22 protein-coding genes, 1 tRNA gene and 1 CRISPR repeat array are annotated in these 20770 nt (G+C 25.2%); of the genes, 11 read left to right on the forward strand and 12 right to left on the reverse strand.

Annotated features, from left to right (window positions below):
• The first annotated feature begins 53 nt into the window (after positions 1–53).
• The 4 genes from CLV39_RS07620 to CLV39_RS07635 are packed head-to-tail and all read left to right on the forward strand — an operon-like array spanning position 54 to position 2771.
• Positions 54–539 (forward strand): putative metalloprotease CJM1_0395 family protein, encoded by a 486-nt coding sequence (locus CLV39_RS07620; RefSeq protein ID WP_121923648.1) that lies wholly within the window; start codon positions 54–56, stop codon positions 537–539.
• Between the two features lie 50 nt (positions 540–589).
• Entirely contained in the window at positions 590–1969 is a 1380-nt protein-coding gene (locus tag CLV39_RS07625; protein WP_121923649.1) for a phosphoglucomutase/phosphomannomutase family protein, read from the forward strand.
• A gap of 2 nt (positions 1970–1971) precedes the next feature.
• Positions 1972–2373, forward strand: coding sequence for a hypothetical protein (locus CLV39_RS07630; RefSeq protein ID WP_121923650.1), 402 nt, complete (start codon positions 1972–1974; stop codon positions 2371–2373).
• 2 nt (positions 2374–2375) lie between these two features.
• Positions 2376–2771, forward strand: a complete 396-nt coding sequence (locus CLV39_RS07635) for an acyl-CoA thioesterase (protein WP_121923651.1) — start codon at positions 2376–2378, stop codon at positions 2769–2771.
• A 4-nt stretch (positions 2772–2775) separates the two neighbouring features.
• On the opposite strand, the gene CLV39_RS07640 is transcribed toward CLV39_RS07635, so the two are convergent.
• Positions 2776–2862, reverse strand: a tRNA-Leu gene (locus CLV39_RS07640).
• A gap of 18 nt (positions 2863–2880) precedes the next feature.
• On the opposite strand from CLV39_RS07640, the gene CLV39_RS07645 reads away from it, so the two are divergent.
• Genes CLV39_RS07645 through rodA form a run of 4 tightly spaced genes read left to right on the forward strand, consistent with a single transcriptional unit; the run spans position 2881 to position 8444 of the window.
• Positions 2881–5478, forward strand: a complete 2598-nt coding sequence (locus CLV39_RS07645) for a DHHA1 domain-containing protein (protein ID WP_121923652.1) — start codon at positions 2881–2883, stop codon at positions 5476–5478.
• 52 nt (positions 5479–5530) lie between these two features.
• A complete protein-coding gene (locus CLV39_RS07650; protein WP_121923653.1) occupies positions 5531–6187 on the forward strand; it encodes a response regulator transcription factor in 657 nt (218 codons plus the stop codon).
• A complete protein-coding gene (locus tag CLV39_RS07655) occupies positions 6184–7344 on the forward strand; it encodes a sensor histidine kinase (RefSeq protein WP_121923654.1) in 1161 nt (386 codons plus the stop codon). The genes CLV39_RS07650 and CLV39_RS07655 overlap by 4 nt, the downstream gene beginning before the upstream one ends.
• Before the next feature lie 2 nt (positions 7345–7346).
• The gene (gene rodA, locus CLV39_RS07660; RefSeq protein WP_121923655.1) at positions 7347–8444 is read left to right on the forward strand and encodes a rod shape-determining protein RodA; all 1098 of its coding nucleotides are present in this window, start codon (positions 7347–7349) and stop codon (positions 8442–8444) included.
• Positions 8445–8450: 6 nt separating this feature from the next.
• Here the strand turns inward: rodA and CLV39_RS07665 are convergent, their stop codons facing one another.
• The 7 genes from CLV39_RS07665 to cas6 form a co-directional block, all read right to left on the reverse strand.
• The gene (locus tag CLV39_RS07665) at positions 8451–9527 is read right to left on the reverse strand and encodes a glycosyltransferase family 4 protein (RefSeq protein ID WP_121923656.1); all 1077 of its coding nucleotides are present in this window, start codon (positions 9525–9527) and stop codon (positions 8451–8453) included.
• 2 nt (positions 9528–9529) lie between these two features.
• The gene (locus CLV39_RS07670) at positions 9530–10222 is read right to left on the reverse strand and encodes a polysaccharide deacetylase family protein (protein ID WP_245960354.1); all 693 of its coding nucleotides are present in this window, start codon (positions 10220–10222) and stop codon (positions 9530–9532) included.
• A gap of 130 nt (positions 10223–10352) precedes the next feature.
• Positions 10353–10610, reverse strand: a complete 258-nt coding sequence (gene rpmA / locus CLV39_RS07675) for a 50S ribosomal protein L27 (protein ID WP_121923657.1) — start codon at positions 10608–10610, stop codon at positions 10353–10355.
• 17 nt (positions 10611–10627) lie between these two features.
• Positions 10628–10918, reverse strand: coding sequence for a 50S ribosomal protein L21 (gene rplU, locus CLV39_RS07680; RefSeq protein ID WP_121923658.1), 291 nt, complete (start codon positions 10916–10918; stop codon positions 10628–10630).
• 71 nt (positions 10919–10989) lie between these two features.
• The gene (locus CLV39_RS07685) at positions 10990–11397 is read right to left on the reverse strand and encodes an EAL domain-containing protein (protein WP_121923659.1); all 408 of its coding nucleotides are present in this window, start codon (positions 11395–11397) and stop codon (positions 10990–10992) included.
• Between the two features lie 1003 nt (positions 11398–12400).
• Positions 12401–12796, reverse strand: a complete 396-nt coding sequence (locus tag CLV39_RS08870; RefSeq protein WP_121923660.1) for a YkvA family protein — start codon at positions 12794–12796, stop codon at positions 12401–12403.
• Between the two features lie 80 nt (positions 12797–12876).
• Positions 12877–13626 (reverse strand): CRISPR-associated endoribonuclease Cas6, encoded by a 750-nt coding sequence (gene cas6 / locus CLV39_RS07695; RefSeq protein WP_121923661.1) that lies wholly within the window; start codon positions 13624–13626, stop codon positions 12877–12879.
• A gap of 82 nt (positions 13627–13708) precedes the next feature.
• Here cas6 and CLV39_RS07700 point away from each other — a divergent pair, with 82 nt between their 5' ends.
• From CLV39_RS07700 to CLV39_RS07710, 3 genes are all read left to right on the forward strand, one after another.
• Entirely contained in the window at positions 13709–13918 is a 210-nt protein-coding gene (locus CLV39_RS07700) for a hypothetical protein (protein WP_121923662.1), read from the forward strand.
• A 332-nt stretch (positions 13919–14250) separates the two neighbouring features.
• Positions 14251–15873 (forward strand): LeoA/HP0731 family dynamin-like GTPase, encoded by a 1623-nt coding sequence (locus CLV39_RS07705; protein WP_170145624.1) that lies wholly within the window; start codon positions 14251–14253, stop codon positions 15871–15873.
• A 1-nt stretch (position 15874) separates the two neighbouring features.
• Positions 15875–17827 carry a GTPase gene (locus tag CLV39_RS07710; RefSeq protein WP_121923664.1) on the forward strand — a complete coding sequence of 651 codons (1953 nt, stop codon included), beginning with the start codon at positions 15875–15877 and terminating at the stop codon, positions 17825–17827.
• Here the strand turns inward: CLV39_RS07710 and CLV39_RS07715 are convergent.
• The 4 genes from CLV39_RS07715 to CLV39_RS07730 all read right to left on the reverse strand — a co-directional run bounded on the left by CLV39_RS07715 (position 17824) and on the right by CLV39_RS07730 (position 20175).
• Positions 17824–18081 (reverse strand): hypothetical protein, encoded by a 258-nt coding sequence (locus CLV39_RS07715; RefSeq protein ID WP_121923665.1) that lies wholly within the window; start codon positions 18079–18081, stop codon positions 17824–17826. The genes CLV39_RS07710 and CLV39_RS07715 overlap by 4 nt on opposite strands.
• Positions 18082–18093: 12 nt before the next feature.
• On the reverse strand, positions 18094–19254 hold the full coding sequence (gene csx2, locus CLV39_RS07720) for a TIGR02221 family CRISPR-associated protein (protein WP_170145625.1): 1161 nt from the start codon (positions 19252–19254) through the stop codon (positions 18094–18096).
• Positions 19255–19297: 43 nt separating this feature from the next.
• On the reverse strand, positions 19298–19723 hold the full coding sequence (locus CLV39_RS08875) for a YkvA family protein (protein ID WP_121923667.1): 426 nt from the start codon (positions 19721–19723) through the stop codon (positions 19298–19300).
• A 62-nt stretch (positions 19724–19785) separates the two neighbouring features.
• Entirely contained in the window at positions 19786–20175 is a 390-nt protein-coding gene (locus CLV39_RS07730; protein ID WP_121923668.1) for a hypothetical protein, read from the reverse strand.
• Positions 20176–20338: 163 nt separating this feature from the next.
• Positions 20339–20770: direct repeats of the CRISPR family, unit length 30 nt; unit sequence GTTTCAATTCCTTATAGGTAGGCTACAAAC.

A 20770-nucleotide genomic window follows, 5' to 3' on the forward strand; every position in this document is an offset into this window, starting at 1 on the left:
CACATATAAAAGATAAAATTTATAAAATAAATAACCGTTTCTAAAAAATAAAGATGCAGGTAAATAATATATCTTTCCCTTATATATATGCCCCCGATTTTAATAAAATAGATAGATCAAAAGAGTTTACCTCTACACATATTTCTTCAAAGACTTCAATTAAACAACAAAAAATAAATCAAATAATAAATGAGCTGAAAACTATTGAAAGAAAAGTTATAGCTCATGAATTGGCCCATAAAACTGTTGGTGGAGAACTGGCAGGTAGTGTACATTATCAATATGTAAAAGGACCAGATGGCAAGATGTATATAGTTGGTGGAGAAGTTCCTATCTATTTTAAAGAAGGGAAAACAGCAGAAGAAACAATAAAAATAGCAGAAAAAATAAGAGCTGCTGCTTTAGCCCCTGCAGATCCTTCACCACAGGATTTAAAAGTTGCAGCAAAAGCAACTATGTTAGAAATAAAAGCAAGAATGGAACTTTCTTCAGAAAAAAATTTTAATCAAAAAAAAAATAAAATCAGCATCAGAGTTTAAGCTTATCTTATGCTAAAATTATTCCTATGATCAATATTAAGGGGAGAAAAATGTCTATCAAGTTTGGAACAGATGGTTGGAGAGCTATCATTGCTAAGGATTTTACCTTTGAAAACCTATCAAAAGTAGCTCAAGCTCATGCAGATTATCTTAAAGAAGAAGGAAAAAATAAAATAGCTATTGGATACGATCCAAGATTTATGTCTGAAGATTTTGCAGAGCTTGTAGCAGAGGTTTTTGCTTCTAATGATTTTAAAGTTATACTTTCAGATAGATTTTGTAGCACACCTGCTTTATCCTTAGCCGTAAAAGAGCTTGGTTTAGATGAAGGTGTGATGATTACAGCTTCTCATAATACTTACCAATATAATGGATATAAAGTAAAAGGTGGATATGGAGGTCCTGCTACTGCTTCGATGATAGAAAAGATTGAATCAAAACTAAAAACTGCAAAGCCAAAATTTGGAAAAAAAGAATGGGAAAAAAAAGATTTTAATAAGTTATATCTAAATAAATTATCTTCATATTTTGATAAAGAAGAATGGATGCAAAAAAATATAAAAGTAGTACATGATCCTATGCATGGAGCAACTATAGGATATTTAAGCAAAGTCTTAGGAGATTCAGCAGTAGAAGTTGAAGAGATTAATAACTATAGAGATGCATTTTTTGGATTTAAACATCCAGAACCAATAGATAAAAATTTAGGTTTATTAAAAGGAAAAGTTGTAGCAGAAGAAGCACAATTAGGTATAGCAAATGATGGAGACGGAGATAGAGTTGGGATTGTAGATGAGGCTGGTGAATTTGTAAGCACTCAAATAGTTTATGTACTTTTATTACTTCATACTATAAGAAATAAAAAGATAGATGGAGCTATAGCAAAAACAGTTTCAACTACATATTTAGTAGATAGAATAGCAAAAAAAGAAGGAAGACAAGTTTTTAAAACACCTGTAGGGTTTAAATATATAGCTGATTTATTTTTGAAAGAAAAAATAGCTTTTGGTGGTGAAGAGTCTGGAGGGTATGGTTTTGGATTCCATATTCCTGAAAGAGATGGTTTATTATCTGGTTTAATGATGCTTGATATGATGATTTTATCAAATAAAACAGTTTTAGAACTTGTTGAAGATCTATTTAAAGAGTTTGGACCTGCTTATTATGAAAGAGTAGATTTAAAAGTAGAAGGGGATGAAGGTAGAAATTTAGTTAAAAAATTAAGAAAAGAGCCTATAAAAAAATTAGGGAAATATGAAGTAGCTGATATTGATTTAACAGATGGAATAAAATTTATATTAGAAGATGATAGTTGGCTACTTCTTAGAGCATCAGGAACAGAGCCTGTTTTAAGAATATATGCAGAAGCACCAGATAAAGAAAAAGTAAAATATTTAATAGAAGAAGCAAAAAAATTAATTGGAGGATAATTATGGAAGAGCACATTTATCAACCTTTTGATGTTAGAATGGCCGAAGATGGTGAAATAATAGCTATTGTTGAACCTGAAAGTTATTTAAAACAGATGATAGAAAATGAAGAAACATGCTGGGAAATGGAAGTAGATGTTGATTATGATAATGAAACAGATGAAGCTTATTTAATGATATTTTTACACAAAGATAATGGACAAATATTTATAGCTTTGCCTTATGGTGAAGCTTGGGATGCTCTTATAGATAAAGGAGTAATAACAATAGCACTTCTTACACAGTTTGATCTTGACCATGGAGATGTTAGCGATGCAATTACTATTTCAATAGAAATAGATGAGTTTAATAAAGGTTTTATTGCTGGTGCATCAAGAATGTGGGAAGCAGTTAAAAATATTTAGGTATGGTTGTTTATTCAAGAAAAGTATTTTTTTACGAAACTGATGCTCAGGGGATAGTTCACCACTCAAACTATCCCCGTTATTTTGAAGAAGCAAGAGGCTATTTTTTAGAAAAGAATAATCTTCCTTATGAAAAAATAAGAGAAGAATTAGGATTAGATGTTGTTTTAACTCAGTTAAGCATTGAATATAAAAAATATTTAACATTTGGAGATTCTTTTTTTATTCATTTAAAACCTAAAATAGAAAATAAATATTTCTTTTCTTTTGAATATAAATTAAAAAATCAAAAAAATAAAATCTGTTGTACAGGTGAAACAAAACATTGTTTTATAAGTATAAAAACAAAAAAGATAATATCTATACCAAAAGCTTTTTTAGATGTATTAAAAGATTAATTAATGGTGCCCAGGGTGGGATTCGAACCCACACGCCCTTTCGGACACTACCCCCTCAAGATAGCGCGTCTGCCTGTTCCGCCACCTGGGCAAATGAGAAAAATATTATATGTCAAAGGATAGAAATTTGCAAGTAGTTTTACTTACAGAAGGTTCTGATTTAGATTCTTTATCTTCTGCATACGCTTTAACTCTTTTAGAGAAAGACACATATATATATTTGCCCCATAGTTATTCAAATAGTATAAAAATAGCTTTAAGTTTTTTCAAAAATAAGCTAAATCCTAAAATTATAAAAAATATAGATGTAAAAAAATTAGAAAAGATATTTATTGTAGATACTTCATCATATGAAAAAATAAAACAGATATTAAATGAAGCTAATATAAATAAAAGTATTGAAATAACTGCAATTGATCATCATAAAAGTTTTGAAAATTTTCCAAAAGATATAAAAAAAATAACTGTAAATTATGGTGCTTGTACTACATATTTTATAAAGCAAATAGAAGAAAAAAATATTAATATTGATAAAAAAGATGCAACAATCTTAGCTCTTGGTTTATATGAAGATACAGGTTCTTTTAGATATTCAAATACAACATATGAAGATATAAAAGCTTTAAGTTTTTTAGTAAAAAAAGGAATAGATTTTAATATCTTAAATGAGATATTATCAAAAAGGATAGATGAAAAAAGTTTAAAGGTGATTAATGAGCTTTTAGAAAATTTAGATATCTCATATATAGAAAATACAAAAATAGCTATATCAAAAGCCTTTTGTAATGAATACATACCTGATATATCCCAATATTTAAACTTAGTAAAAGAATTTTCAAGTCAAGATGCTTTATTTATATTAATAATATCAAAAAACAAAATAACGATTATAGGAAGATCAAATGGAAAAATAGATGTTGCATCTGTTTTAGCAGTTTTTGGAGGTGGAGGACATAAGAATGCAGCTGCAGCAACTATAAAAAATGCAGATTATGAAGAAATAATAGATATTATAGAAACTCTTGTTTTAAAACAGATTTTAAAAGATAGAAAGGTTGAAGATATAGCAATAAAAAATTTTCAAGTGGTAGAAGAAAATACATCTTTAAATAATATAAGAAATTTAGATGAACCTTTTTTATTTGTAGTTGATAAAGAAGGTATATTTAAAGGAATACTTTTTACAAAAACAGTTAAAAATGCTTTAAAACATAAAGATATTAAAAATTTAACAGCAAAAGAGTTTTCTATTGATGATATTATAGTTTTTGATGCAAATACACCTATTTATGAAGTTGAAACAAAAGTTTTTTCTTCAAATCAAGATATATTCCCAGTTTTAAAAGATAAAAAACCTATAGGTTATATATCAAAAAAATCTTATATTGCATCTTTGCATATATCACCATTTGAAGAGGAAAAAGATATATTTAAATCAAGACAAAGATTATTTCCTAAGCATTATAATCTTAAACATAAAGTAAAAAAATATTTTCCTGAAAATATAATTGATATTTTTCTTCAACTTGGTAATACTGCAAAAAAATTAAATATGAAGATTTATCTTGTTGGAGGTATTGTAAGAGATATAATTCTGGGAAGGAAAAATTTAGATATAGATATATTAGTAGAAGGAGATGCTATCAAACTTGCTTATGAGTTTGCAAAAGAAAATGGTTTTGTATTTCATAAATTTGAAGAGTTTATGACTGCACAAATTAAAACAAAAGATAATATAAAGCTTGATTTTGCTACAGCAAGAAAGGAAATTTATGAATATCCTGGAGCGTATCCTAAAGTAGAAAAAGCAACCTTAAGAGAAGACTTATTTAGAAGAGACTTTACAATAAATACACTTGCTATAGATATTACTGAAGAAAATTTTGGAATATTGCTTGATTATTTTTATGGCTATCAAGATATAAGAAATAAAAAAATAAGAGTTCTGCATGAGCTTTCATTTATAGAAGATCCAATAAGAATATTTAGAGCTTTAAGATTTGCAGGAAGATTTGGATTTAAACTTGGAAGTCATACTGAAAAACTATTAAAGGTAGCTATTCAGCAAAACTTTATAAAAGTAGCCCCTGAAGGGAGAATAAATCTTGAACTAAACTTAACTTTTAATGAAGAAAATGTAATTGAAATCTTATTTTTAATGGATGAATATAAGCTGTTAAATCATTTAATAAAATATTTTGTGCTAAATGATTTTAGAAAAAAAGTTTTAGAGAAGATAAGAGACAATATTTTATATTTTGAATTAATTTTTAACAAAAAAGCAGATAAATCTATAATCTATCTTTTAGGACTTTTATATCATCTTCCTTTAGAAATAGCTACTGAGTTTTTAGAAAAATATTATTTTGAAAAAGCATTTAAATCTTTTGAAGAGTTTTATTATCTAAAAGATAAAATAAATGAAAATTTAAAAAATAGTGAAATTTATGAATATATAAAAGGTATAACATTAGAAACAAAGATATTTTTAATATCATATCTACCTGAAAACTTATCTAAAAGAATTTTAGATATTTTAAACAAAGAGAAAGAAAAATTTATTACTGGAAAGGATTTAATATCCTTAGGTTTGAAACCATCACCTAAATTTTCAAAAATACAAACTGAAATATTTAAAAAATATCTTGATAATGAGATAAAAGATAAAAAACAAGCTTTAGAATATATAAAACAAAAATTTTTATAGTTTTTTCACTGAAAAAGTCTATATTATTAAGAAAAAATATAAAAGGTAGAAAATGAAAATACTGATAGTGGAAGATAATAAAGACTTAAATGAAACTATAAAAGAGATATTAGAAATTAATGGGTTTTTATCAGATTCTGCTTATGATGGAGAAGAGGCTTTAGACTTTATACAAAATTTTGATTATGACCTTATAATTCTTGATATTATGCTTCCTAAAATAGATGGTTTTCAAGTATGTAAAGAAATAAGAGATAAAGGAATAGATACACCTGTTTTAATGCTAACTGCAAAAGATACAACAAAGGATAAAGTAAAAGGACTTGATATTGGTGCAGACGATTATTTGGTAAAACCTTTTGAGATAGAAGAACTAATTGCAAGAATTAAAGCTTTAATAAGAAGAACATCTTCTCAAAAAAAGGATATTATTAAAATTAGCAATTATATTTTTGATTTAAAAAATAGAAAAGTTTTTAAAGATAATCAGGAAATTCAACTTACACCAAAGCTATTTTGTATTTTAGAGCAACTCCTTAGAAATAGAGGAAATATAGTAAGTTATGAAAGTTTAATGAATAAATGTTGGGATATAAATGATTATCCAACAAAAGAAACAGTTAGAGCAAATATAAAACTTTTAAGAAAAACATTGAATGATAAAGATTTAATAAAAAATATCACCGGTGTTGGTTATAAAATAGAATGAGATTAAATGAGTTTATAAAGGCCCGTCTTAAAATAACTTTTATTATTTCTTTTATAGCTACTATTATACTTTCTGCTTTTGGTGGCACTGTTTATTATTATTATAAAAAGGAACTTGTTTTTGAAATAAGTGATAGATTAAAAAGTATTGCTTTTGATGTTGCAAGAAATTTAGAAAGTTCTACAGATGATTGGTCTGTTATTAATGAGTTAAAAATACCTGAAGATAATTTTGTTTGTATTTATAATTATTCAAATGGTCTTCTTTTTTATAATAAAAAAATGTGTAATTATAAAACTAATTTTACAGGATTTAAAGTTTTAGATGATAAAGTTATTTTTGGTATTACCTTAACAAAAAATTTTGATCAATATCATATATATGTTGGAGAAAATCTTAATAAAATCTTAAGATCTGTATATAAACTAAAAGCTACAATTTTTTATACTTTTTTTGGACTTTCTCTAATCATCTTTGTTTTTGCTTTTTATATATCAAAATATATAGTAAAGCCTCTTCAAATAGCATTGGAAACTCAAGAAAAGTTTATTCAAAACACATCTCATGATTTAAAAACACCATTATCTATTATCTCTTCTAATTTTTATTTAATAAAACAGAAAAATTTTAAGAATATAGATAAAAATATAAATATTTTAGAGAAAAATATTGAGTATATGAAAAAAATAATAAATGATATGCTTTTTATGGCAAATATAGGTAATAAAGAAAAAACAAAACTTAATATAAATAGCATTTTAAAAGATTTAATATCAGATTTTGAAACAGATATAAAAGAAAAAAATATAAACCTTGAGATAATAGAAAAGGAAAATATAGATTTTGTTGCAAATTATGAAGATATAAAAAAGCTATTCTCAAATCTTTTAGAAAATGCAATTAAATATAATGAAGAAAACGGAGAAATAATAATAAAAATAGATAAAAAAGAAGTTTCAATAAAAAATACAGGACAGATTATTTCTGAAAAAGATAAAGATTTAATATTTGAAAGATTTTATAGAGGAGATAAAGCAAGAACTTCTCAAGGAACAGGTCTTGGCCTTTCTATAGTAAAAGAGATAGCAAAATCATATAATATAAAAATTAAGTTAAAAACAGACAAAAAATATAATGAATTTATAATAAAATTTTAACAATGAAAAAAATTTTTGAAAGTTATGATTTTGTAATATTATTTTCTGTATTATTTTTAATATCAGTAAGTCTAATTGGTATTTATAGTGCAACAATAAATGAATCTTCTTCATATATAAAAAAACAGGTAATATTTGCAATCCTTTCTTTGATAATAATATTTTCATTACCTTTTTTAGATTATAGAAAGATAGTAAACAACTCTATTTGGTTATATATTCTTGGGATTTTGTCTTTAATATATGTGAAATTTTTTGGGATAACAGTTCTTGGTGCTAAAAGATGGATAAAATTAGGATTTTTTTCATTACAACCTTCTGAATTTATGAAATATATAGTTGTAATTTTTGTAGCATATATCTTAGCAGTTGCAAAAATTCCTATATCTTATAAAGATGTAGCAAAAATATTAATAGTTGTTTCAATTCCATTTTATTTAACTTTAAAACAGCCAGATTTAGGAACTGCAATTACTATATTAATCCCTATTCTTTTTATTATATTTTTAGCAGGTTTAGATAAAAAATTTATAATAGGAAGTTTTTTAATTATAATCTTTTCTTCACCTTTTATATGGATGCATCTAAAAGATTATCAAAAAAATAGAATTATTGCTTTTATCAAACCAGAGGCAGATCCATATGGTACTGCTTATCATATAATTCAATCAAAGATAGCAGTAGGCTCAGGAAAATTAGTTGGAAAAGGATTTTTACAAGGTACCCAATCTAAGCTTTTATTTTTACCTGAAAAACATACAGATTTTATATTTGCTACTTTAAGTGAAGAATTTGGCTTTGTATTATCGGCAATTATAGTTTTAGTTTTTCTTCTTTTAGCTTTAAGAATATTATACTGGGGAAGTAAAGTAAAAGATAAAGCTGGTAAGTTTATATGTTATGGATTTGGCGGTTTAATAGCAACACAAGCATTTATTAATATAGCTATGACTATAGGGTTTGCACCTGTTGTTGGAATTACTTTACCTTTTATTAGTTATGGTGGAAGTTCTTTAATTACTTTTTCTTTAATGGTAGGTACAGTTTTAAGTGTGATAAGAATCAATAAAATGCAAAAATTACAGTTTACAGGGGATTAATATCACTTAAGATTTTATTAAATTTAAAAATTTATTAAATACAACATCTTTATGGAATTTTTTATTATAAATTTGATAAGATTCTTCTTGAAATTTATTTCTTAACTGCTTATTTTCTATAAGAATATTTACTTTTTTAATCATATCATTTATATCTCTAACTTTTGTTAGAAAACCATTAACTCCATCTTTAATAAGATAAGGGATATTTCCTAAGTCTGTTGCTACAACAGAGGTTTTTGTTGCAAATGCTTCAATTATAGTTCTTCCAAAACTTTCATTAGCATAAGTAGGCATTAAAAAAATATCAGATGCTATATAAAATTTTGCAACTTTTTTTTGAGGTCCTAAGATTAATATATCTTTGTTTCCTTCAAAGATTTTTTTTATTTCTTTTAGTTTTTTTCCTCCTCCAACAAGTATAGCTTTTAGATTTTTATGTTTATTTTTTAAAATCCTAAATACTTCAATAAACTCATTTATACCTTTTCCAATCTCTACTTTTCCACAAAAAAGCATTATCATATCTTCTTCTGAAAAATTAAGCTCTTTTCTAATTTCCTTTTTTTTCTCATCAGAATATTTAAATTCCTCAGGATCTATAAAATTGTATATAACATCAATTTTGTCTGGATCTACTTTTTCTTCATTTATAAGAAACTCTTTAACATAATCACTTACAGCTAATATTTTATCTACATTTGGAAAAATAAATTTTTTTATAGTAAAAGGCTGATTTGCAACCATATGTCTAAAAAGAAATATTCTTGCCTTTGATAGTTTACCAGCTACAAAAGCGTTTACATATTCATTTCCATTATTTGCAATAATTACATCAGGTTTTATTCTTAAACTTTCTTTTATTAGTTTATAACTATTTCTTGGAGCAAATTCAGCTTTAAATTTTACATATATTTTGTTATTAAAATCTTCTAATTTTGAATTTACAAAGCTATCCTTTGCAACAGCCAAAAATAGTTCTATATCTTTAACTTTTTTTAGAGAATTTGCAAAATCAACTGTATGTTGCTCTGTACCACCTGGATTTTTTACAGGTCTTCCATTTAACCATAATACTTTCATTATCAAAACCTTAAAAATTTCTCAAGAAAACTTAAGAATACAAAAACTCTGTTTCCAGCAACATTTATTCTTCCTATTTCATAAGGTTTATCTAAGGAACATCTTTTTTCTTCAACTAAAAATGCATATTTATAGCCTGCTTTTTTTACCATTTCTGTTACTTTATCATTATAATATCCATATGGATAACAGAAAGTATCTATCTCAACTCCTAATTTATCTTCAAGTATTTTTTTAGAATCAAAAATCTCTTTTTTTAACTCTTCATCTGATAATTTTGTTAAATCAGGATGAGTTAATGTATGTGAACCTATTTTATAACCTTTACTTACTAAAAATCTTAAATCTTCCCAATCCATTATTTCTTTTTTTACATTTAATTTTTCATAATCCCACTCATTATATTTACCAACAAGTTTGGCAGGAACAAAAACATATCCTTTATAACCATATTTTTCAAGTAAAGGATAAGCATTTTCTATAAAATCCTTATAAGCATCATCAAAAGTTGGAATAACTGTTTTATCTTCTATTTTATCTATTTCTGAATATTTATATCCAATTAATTTTAAAAATTTAAGTTGTCTTTCAAACTGTGCAGGTGTTATATAAAGACTTTTTAATCTTGCATTTCTTGGTGGTTTTGCTATGTTGTGGTACATTAATACTTTGCATGTTGATTTATTATTCATCATTACTATTTATATATCTCCGTAATAGCAATATTTTTAGAGAATAGGAATATTTTATTGACAATTAAATATAAAAAATATAATCCCCTTCTTTTTTAAAGAAGGGGATAGGTTTAAGTGAAAATCAAACTATTTATGCATTTACAGGATAAACACTTACTACTTTTTTACCTTTTGAGGTTTCAAACTTAACTTTACCATCAACAAGTGCAAAAAGAGTATAGTCTTTTCCAAGTCCTACATTTTTTCCAGGATATATTTTAGTTCCTCTTTGTCTTACAAGAATATTTCCAGCTTTTACAACTTGTCCATCATATCTTTTAACACCAAGGCGTTTCGATCTACTATCACGACCATTACGGGTTGAACCACCACTTGCTTTTGATGCCATTATTTATGACCTCCTACTTAAGATATTTCAGTTATTTTTAATTCAGTAAATGGCTGTCTATGGCCATTCCATCTTTTATAATTTTTCTTTCTTTTAAATTTAAATACTATAACTTTTTTATGTTTTCCATGTTTTACAACTTCTGCTTTTACTTTTCCTTCTGTTTTTATATTTCCATTATCATCTCTAACTAATATAGCTGGAATTTCAACAGTTTCACCTTCATTAGCATTTAATTTTTCTACTCTTATTATAGATTCAGGTTCTACTCTATATTGCTTTCCACCAGTTTTTATAACAGCGTACATTAAAAACCTCCTATTTCTACTTTTAAATTGCAAAAAAATATTCTATCATAAATCAACACAAAATTTCTATATCAGTTTACTACTAAAATTTCCTCAACTCTTAGAGGTTTACTTAAATAAAATCCTTGTAGTAAGTCAGTTCCAAATTTAGAAAGTATTTCTACAGTTTTTTCATTTTCTACAAACTCTGCTAAGGATTTTATATTAAGAATCTGACACATATTAGTAATAACTTGAACGATTTTCTGAGTTTCTTCTTCTTTATCTAAATTTACTATTAAGGAACCATCTATTTTTAATATATCTATAAGTTCTTTACTAACCATATCTACTAAAGTTTTTAAAGAAGAATAGCCACTTCCAAAGTCATCTATTACGAATTTTACTTTATGAGTTTTATTAAGATTTTCTAAAATATCAAAGTTTTCAAGAGCTTGCTGTTCTGTAATTTCTATAAGAAGATTATCTTTTCCATAAATGTTAGTGAACTACTCCCCGCCCTTACGGACGGGGAGCTTCTGAGGGAGTTTGACAGCTTAACGCTGTCCTTGTCCCTCCTAGCAGGTTCACGCTGCCAACTACTCCTATCCCCTCATCAAGCAGGGATTCGGAGATACCTTTTAGTCTGTAAAGTCGTATCTTTACTACCTTCTTTAATCCTGTTTTATGGTAAATCCTTAAAAATCAATAAGTTTAAATAGCTTGTCTTCTGAAAGCAGTGATATATATAGATATTTAAGGGATATACTTTTAGTGGAGTATTATATTTAGGTGCTAATTAGAATGTAGGGTATAGGGTAAATTAAAGGGAGTGTCCACCAAAGTGTGTAAAAATAATTCAATAAATTTTAGGAGGTGGACACTATGGAAGAAAAAATTAACTTAATCAAACAAAGAATTAGAGATTTAGTTTAATAAACATTCCAAGAGTTATTATCTTTATAAATCCAATCAATGAAAGCTTCTAAACTTTCCTGATCAAGAGTTTCTCTAATAATTGCATTTATCTTTTTATGTAATTCCTAAATCCTATTACAATCTAAACCTTTAAACCTATATCAGCTACTTCTATATATTCTTATCTTTCCAGTTCAATTTATTCACTGGGTATTATCATTTTTTACTATACTTTCAACAAGATCTTTTATTGTCAGGATGAAAATACAGCAGAAAGACCATATAGTATTAAAATAACAAAGAATATTGCTAAGAAAAATGCGCTTTTAATTAAAAAAATTGTTGCGCTTATGAATATTATAAAAAAGCCTATGATAAATAATAAAAACCCTAAAAACCACATTATACTTCCACCTCATCCTTATTATCTTAGCTTTTTATTCCATACAGTTCAAATAAAACCCCTTTTAGTTTAGGTTAATAAAAAAATTTCTCTTGTCAAGTATTTTAACCTTTTTCATATGGCTAAAATACTTTTAAATAAAGTTAAAAAAAAATTTAGTATAAATCTAATCCAAATCTATCTTACATATTATTGATTTTCCACTTTTTGTACTTATGTAAGTCTTGTTCTACAAAATTTAAGCAAACAGCCATAACAGCTAAATCATCTAAATATCCAATTACAGGGATAAAATCTGGTATTACATCTATGGGGTTTAATACATAAAATAATGCCGCTATTATTGCCGCTATTGAAAACCAAGGAATTTTTCTATAACTTCCATTAAAATAATCCTTTATTAAAGAAAATAAAAGCTTTACATCATCTATATATCTTCCAAGAGGACCACCTGTTTCAAATTTTTTTCTAATTTCTTCTTGTTTCTGTAAAACTTTTTCTAAATCTTCTTCTGTAATGTTTTTAGCTCTTTCTAAAAGTTCTTTTTTTGCATCATCTTTTGAAAAATTTTTTACCATTTTAAAACCTTCATAAATTATTTTTTCATATTATATTAACTAATTTTTTCCTAAAATCTGACTATTATTTTTACTAAATATTAAACAACTGAATTTTTAGTATTTATTATTTCTATCATCCCAAAACCTTGTGAATTTTTAGCTCCTAAACCACTATCGTAAATAGCATTAAAAATTACTGGATCTATATTTATTTTAAACTTACCTTCTATACCTTTTATAAAGAAGTTTTTATACTTTAAAGGTACTTCTCTAAATTTTGATATTAGCTTTATATCAAACTCAAAATCATCTATATTCATACCTGTTAAAATGCTATATTTTTTCTTTATATTTTCTTTTATTAATTGCTTAAACTCTAAATCTGTAGGCCTATAATATTGAGTAAATTTCTTTCCATCTTTTGTTAAAGTTTTATAAACTGTTATTGGAGATAATGTTTTAATAATATTTGTTTCTTTTAAGTCTGGTTTTTTTAAAATTTGAATCTCTTCAAGAAATAATTTATTTTTTCCTAAATTTACTATATCTTTTTTTAAAAAGTTTTCTCCCCAATTTAAGCCAATATCTTCTATAGCTGATGAAATAAATATTGTAATAGGTGTTTTATAAAATATCTCTTCATCTTTAATAATAAATTTTTCTGTATATATTTTAGAAAATGTAAAAAGTTTAAACTTTCTACCATTAAAGAAAAAACCAGTATCATGAAGATATTTAGCTATAGAACTTGGAAGACTTTTATATAACATAGCCTGAATTATCTCATTATGATGGATAGGTAAAGATATAAAATTTTTTTCTGAGTTAAGTACAAGCTTTATTCTCATAATTAATTTCCCATAGAAAAAATTTTTTAATTATGTTGTATGTAGATTTTTATCTTAAATCTTTAATTGAAAAAAAGCAATAGTGAAAAATAAAAATTCAAATCTGCTTTCCTATCCAGATAGATTTTTAGAAGATCATACCTTATATGTAATGGATATAGCTTCTAAGTTTCTTGAAAGAGATTTAGCAAATGCTAAAGATGAGATTTTAAAGGATTTTATCAAAATTATTACCTTTTCCCATAATATTGTAAAATCTGCTAAACTCAATTTGACGAGAAAATTTTTTTAATATAAATTTTAAATGTAGTTAATATTTATGCTGGTTTCTTGGCAACAGAATATGAATAAAGAATAAAGGGTGTGTAGCCTACCTATAAGGAATTTAGATTCTAAAAAAATTGATTTTTGGTTAAAGAGTAAATTTTGATTTTTAATAAAGCTAAAAATATACTTTTAAAGCTTTGAATTTACTTAAAACTAAACACCGAAAAGATTTATACTGTCTTATAAATAAAGATTATATATAATTATGTTAACGAAGAAATAGTTAACATATAGTCAAATTTAGTTTAAAATAGAGTTAGTATATATTATTAAAGCTTGATTAAAATGGAGGGAAAAATGAAAAAATTTTCCGAATTTAAAACACAAGCAATATCAAAACTTAGCAATTGTAAAAAAATTCTTAATGAAGCAAAAGATCATATATCTGTAAATGATTATTTAGAAAAAATAGATAGGACAATTGAAGATTTAAAAGAAGAAAAATTAAAAGTTGTATTTTTTGGTGGCTTTTCAGATGGAAAAACTACTATTTTATCTGCTCTATTGAACAGAACAGATTTAAAAATATCTCCAGCACCAACAACAGATAAAATAGAAGAGTATAAATTTGAGGATTTTATAGTAATAGATACACCAGGACTTTTTTCTGAGCAAGAAGAACATGATGAAAAAACAAAACATTATATTTCTGAAGCTGACCTTATTATTTTTACAACTGATGCAGTAAATCCATTAAAAGAAAGTCAACATCCAACAATCAAATGGTTATTAAAAGATTTAGGAAAACTAAATCAAACTATATTTGTGATTAATAAACTAGACGAAACAGGAATAGATATAGAAAATAGAGAAGATTTTGATAAAATGTGTTCAACGAAAAAGGAAGTTGTTGTATCTACTTTAAATAATATTTTAGAAGAAGAAAGAGATGATTATTTAACTGTATGTTTAATTGCTGATCCTTGGGGAATGGGCATTAAACACTGGTTAAACAATAGAGAAGAGTATGAAAGGTTATCAAATATAAAGCAGTTAGAAGAAATTATTGATTCTGTAATAAAAAGTAGAAAATATGACTTGATTCAAGAAAAAGTTAATTCTGTTTTACAAGATATTATATTAAATACCCAAGATAACTTATCAGAGTTAATAGAAGTATTTCAAGAAAGATTAGCGGACTTAGAAATAAAAAAGAAAGAATTAGAAAGTGAGTTAAATGGAATTAACTCTCAATTAGTAAAAGCAAGCAATAGAATTAAAAATAGATTAGACAGTTTAAGAAGAGATTTAATTTCTTCAGTTGCTTCTGCATCTAATATAGATGAACTAAAGCAATTTATCCAGACTGAGATAGGAAATCCTAAGGAAGCAGAAGCATTAAAATCACAGATAGAACAGATATATAATGAAGAATTAGAAGATTTCCATAATTATTTATTTAATGTTCAAAAAATATTAGAGGAAATAGCTCTTGCATATGAAGAAATAGATGATTTAATTTTAAATGTAGCTCAAAAGTTATCTTCTACAAGTCCAGCATTAAAAGGTTTGTTAACTAATACATCAGAAACTTTAATAAAATCAACCATTTTTAAAACAAGAAAAATCTTTTCAATTCCAATAAAATTTAAACCATGGGGAGCTAATAAATTAGCAACAAACATTTCTACAATAGCAAGAATAGGAGGAGTGATTTTAGATGTTGCAGTAGCAGCAGGGAAAATATATAGTGATATTAAATTTAATAATAAAAAAGAAGAATTAAAAAATAATATAAATTCCCTTTTTGGAGAACTAATAAAAAATACAAATCCAGAAGTATTGAAAGAAATTTTTCCTGTAGTTGCTGAATATGAAAAAGAAGGAAAAATAGTACTAAAGCAGTATGAAGAAACAAAGGAAAATTTAGAAAAGTTAAAAAAACTGAATAATGTTTTAACTAAATGCAAAGCTAATTAACATGCAAAGTTTAAGGCAAGAAATAAAATTTTTAGTTAATAGATTTATACGAGCTTCAGAAAAAGCCAAGCAAATTTCTTTTGAAGGTGTTGAAACTGAAAAAATAGATAATCTGAGAGATGCTATAACAAAAGAAGTTGAAAATTTAATTAATAACTTAAAAAGATTTCAAAATTTAGAGTGGGATACATTAAATATTGCATTTTTTGGCGAAACTAATGCAGGTAAAAGTACATTAATAGAAGCCCTAATTAAAGGTGATGGTAGAACTGTAGGAACAGGAGTAAAAGATTTTACTACAGAAATAAAAAATTATTCTTTTGGTGAAAAAATTAAATTATTAGATATGCCTGGAATTGAAGGAGATGAAAAAAAGGTTAAAAATGAAATATGGAAAGCAGTTAATAAAGCTCATATTATATTTTATATATTTCCACATACAAAAGAACCAGAAAGGGAAACTTTAAAGAAAATTAGAAAGTATTTAAATAAAAATGCTTATGTATATGGATTAATAAATATTAGAGGTAATTTACCTAAGCAAGCATTAGAAAAGATTCTTAATGAAAATATTAAAATTGTAAAAGAAAATTCTGAAAGACATCTTAAAGAATATCTTAAAGATGCTTTTAAAGATATTTTTATTGTTCATACATTATATGCTTTTTTTTCAAGAGCAAGACAGATACCAGATAACTTAAAAAATAGTTATGAAAAAGCTTTAAATATTTATCAATCAAAAGAAGAATTAGAAGAATTATCAAAAATAAAGCAGATAGAAGAGATTGTAAAAAAAGAAAATCAAAAAAAAGAGATAATAATACCTTGGGATAATACAAAAAAGATATTAAAATCTCAAGAACAAGTTATAAGTCAAATTTTATATTTTAAAAAGGATATGGATAAAGCAATTAAAGATTTTAAAGATCATTTATATGCTACTAAAGAAAAATTAAAAAAAGAAAAAGAGTTATTAAAAAGCAATATTAACAGAGTTATAAATGTAGAATTATCAAAATTTGAAAGTGAATTGATAGAATTTTTATATACAGCAATAGATGAAGAATATGAAAAATCCTTTATCCAAAATAAAATTAAATCTATGCAAGATGATTTTATAAAAAAAGTTAATGAAGAAATAAAAAAAGAAATTAAAAGTTATTCTGATAATATTAATAAAAGTATAGAGTTATCTTTAGAAAAAATTAGGAAGTTAAAAAAATCTTTAGAATTCTTCTTTAAAAAGCAAACGAGATATAAAGGTATTGATGGAAACTTTTATATTAATTTAAATATGGAAAAAATATTAAATGAGCTTGAATTAAAAGGTGAAGAAATAATTTCAGAATTTGGTAGTATTGCGACAAAATTTATAGCAATGCGTCTTACAGCATCTCTTAGTCCTATTTTAGGAATAGTAAATGGAATTATTTTTTCCATAGAAAAAATATGGGATTGGTTTGTCAGTAGACCAGAAAAGAAAAGATCAAAAGCAAGAAACCAAGCAAAAAAAGAAGTGAAAAAAACAGTTAAGAATTTGCAAAGGAAAATTTCTTTTGAAATTAAAAAAGTAATAAAAGAAAAAGAAGAAGAAATTAGACAAGTTTTTAGAGAATTTGATAAAGTTAAATATGATTTTAAAAAACTTTTAGACTTTTTACAAATAATTATAAATGATTTAAAGGATATTAATTACCAAACTTCAGAAACTTTCTTAAAATTTTTAGATGAAAATATAAAATTTGGATTTATACAGGTTTCTTTGAAAGAAGGTGTAAGTGTAATAGCAGTTTGTAATCCTTGTAATGCTTTATTGGAAAAATTAGAAATGCTTGGAATTAAAAAAGAAAATATTTTTATATTCTACTCTCTTTTAGAAATGAAAAACTACATAGATTTAAATAAGGAAAAATCAGAACTTTTTAAAAGAGTTGCTGATATTAAACTATATTAATTATCTTCTTCATCTGGATTAACAAAAAGCCTAAAAATTATAAGCCCTATAACAAAATAAAAAATACCTATACCAATCATATCTTCTGTGCTTACATTTCCACCGAGAAGATAATCTACTGTAAAGAAAGTTAATATAACAACAAAAATAGCTAACATAAAAAGATATTTAAGAATAACAAAAACACCGATAATCCCTAAAATTACCAAAAAGCCTATTATAAAAAAGATAATTAAACAACCAAGCTTTAGCAAAATCCTCTCTCTTTATTTTATATTTTGTATTCTTGCTTTTAAATCTTTTTTATTTAAGCTTAAATTTTTTAAAATATTTTCTGCTTCTTCTAAGTATTTTCCTAGTTTATCTATTGAAGTTTTTAATTCAGAATCACTAGAATTTTTTCCTATAAAACCATGATTTGCTTTATTTCTTAAATCTTTAACTTTATCAATTAATTTAACAAGGTCTGTTGGTAAAGCTTCAGGTTCTTCATTTAAAATTTTATTTAAAGCTTCTTCTCTAATATCTTTATTTGTATAATCTTCTCCAATTTCTTCTAAAATATATGTAAGTAATGTTTCTCTAAGAGTTGTTAGAGATTGTGAATATCTATTTTTTTCAAAATATATTCTTGAAAGTTCAAGTTGTTTTTGCCATTCTTTTTGGATATTTTTAAAAATCTGTGATGCTTCTTCTATATCATCTATTAAAAAATCAATAGCTTTTACATTTGATGGAATACTTTCTAAGTTTTTAGAAACTTCTGTAATATCATTTAGAGATTTAATATAAAAATCAATAGCTGTAAATCCAAAAGCTTTTGATGATTTGTCTAAAACTTTTGGAAGTTTTCCTAATGCTTGATAATTTCTCTTTTCTTCATTTGGAATTTCTTTATATTTTGTTTCTATTAGTGATGCAAGTTTTCTACTATCTCCATATTCTTTATAAACAGTATAACCTTCAATCCATTTATTCATTTCCAGTATCGGAAGTAAATCAACAATAGGGTTTATTTCTTCTTCTTTGTCATAAATACCATAATAAGCACCTTTTATTTTTGCACTTTTTACTTTTTCAAAGAAGTTCATAACAATAGATACAAAAAAAGCTATGGAACGAAATCCATGAGTTAAATCTAAATATACTTCTTTATCTTCAACATCTAAATTAGCTAATGTTTCAAATATTTGCCAAAATTCTTCTTTATTTGTTCCAAAAGGTATAACTACCTTTTCATAATTTCCAATTTCTTTATCTGCCAATTCCCATTTTGATTTATTTGTTCCAATTATATATATCTTATCAGGATTTATTGCTTTTTTTAATATAGATAAAACATAATTTGTTTTTTCTTGAATATCTTTAAATTTATAAGTAGCTTCTTTATAGTTTCCTTCTCCTAAGACAGATATTAGTATTTTCATTTTTCCCTCCATTTTAAAACTTAAAACGATGTTATGTTGATTTTTATAAAGAGTCTTTCCAATTTCTATATTTATCTAAATCTTTTTTTATATATTTTATACAAGTTAATGCTACTGTAATATCATCTGTATATCCTACTATAGGTATAAAATCTGGTATTAAGTCAATTGGAGACAGAAAATATATTAATGCAACTACAATTGCTGCTATAGTATTCCATGGAACTTCTTTATAATTTCCGCTAACATAATCTACTACTATTTCTAACATTGTTTTCATATCTTCTATTAATTGCTCTACATTTCCAACTTGTGATGCTATTGCTCCAACTTTAAATCCAGAAGTTGACAATTTAGACAAAATATCATCCTTGTTATCTACAATTTTCTTTACGTCGCTTTCTGTTATATTTTCTATCATTTCTAAAATTTTCTTTTGAGCTTCTTCCATGGAAAAATCTTTTGCCATTTAAAACCCTCCATAAATTATTTTTTTTATATTATATTAACTAATTTTTTCCTAAAATCTGACTATTTTATAAATTCATCTATTTGTTCTTTTATTATGTTTTTTATTAAATCATTAATCTGTTTTTGAAATTCTTTGTCTTCTTCTATTAATTTTATAGATTTGTTTAAGATATTATTTATTGTTTCTTTTATGTTTTCATCATTTTTATCTAAGTATTCAACAACCGAATTTTTGGCATCTATTGCAAGTTTAGCAACTTCTTTATCATCTAAGGATTTTAGATTTTCTAAAGTTATTTCAAATAGTTTTTGAGATAATGCTTTTTTTGTTTCGGGTGTTAGATTTTTAAGTAAAAGATTTAAAAAGTCTGTTTTATTTATGTAATCTTCAATTTTTGGTTTTGCTAATTTTAGGATTTTAAATCCTTGTTCAAGAAAAAAATCTTTCATTTAAACCTCTTTTAATGATTGATTATTTACTAATTATAAACTACAAAAACTTAAAAAATCTGACTTGGTTTTTAATTCTAATTAAAGTAAATTCAAAGCTTTAAAGTATATTTTCAGCTTTATTAAAAATCAAAACCTACTCTTTAATATGAATTTTTATAAAGTTTCAATTCCTTATAGGTAGGCTACAAACATTTGGAGATTTTGCTGAAATGCTTATATTTGATGACAGTTTCAATTCCTTATAGGTAGGCTACAAACGCATTCAGAAGATGAATGCCCACAAGAATATGAGTGTTTCAATTCCTTATAGGTAGGCTACAAACTTGTATATTCTTTACCGGGTGTAGGAGATGCTTTTCAAAAATGTTTCAATTCCTTATAGGTAGGCTACAAACGGTTCGTTGTTGTGAACCCTTGATCATAGGCGGCGGTTTCAATTCCTTATAGGTAGGCTACAAACTATGCAGGTGGTTCTATTCAAAGTGCTCATGAAGGAGGTTTCAATTCCTTATAGGTAGGCTACAAACAATCAAGAAAACTGTGTTTCGTCACGAAGGGTTCAGTTTCAATTCCTTATAGGTAGGCTACAAAC

The sequence above is a fragment of the Hydrogenothermus marinus genome, assembly GCF_003688665.1.
GTDB classification, from domain to species: domain Bacteria; phylum Aquificota; class Aquificia; order Aquificales; family Hydrogenothermaceae; genus Hydrogenothermus; species Hydrogenothermus marinus.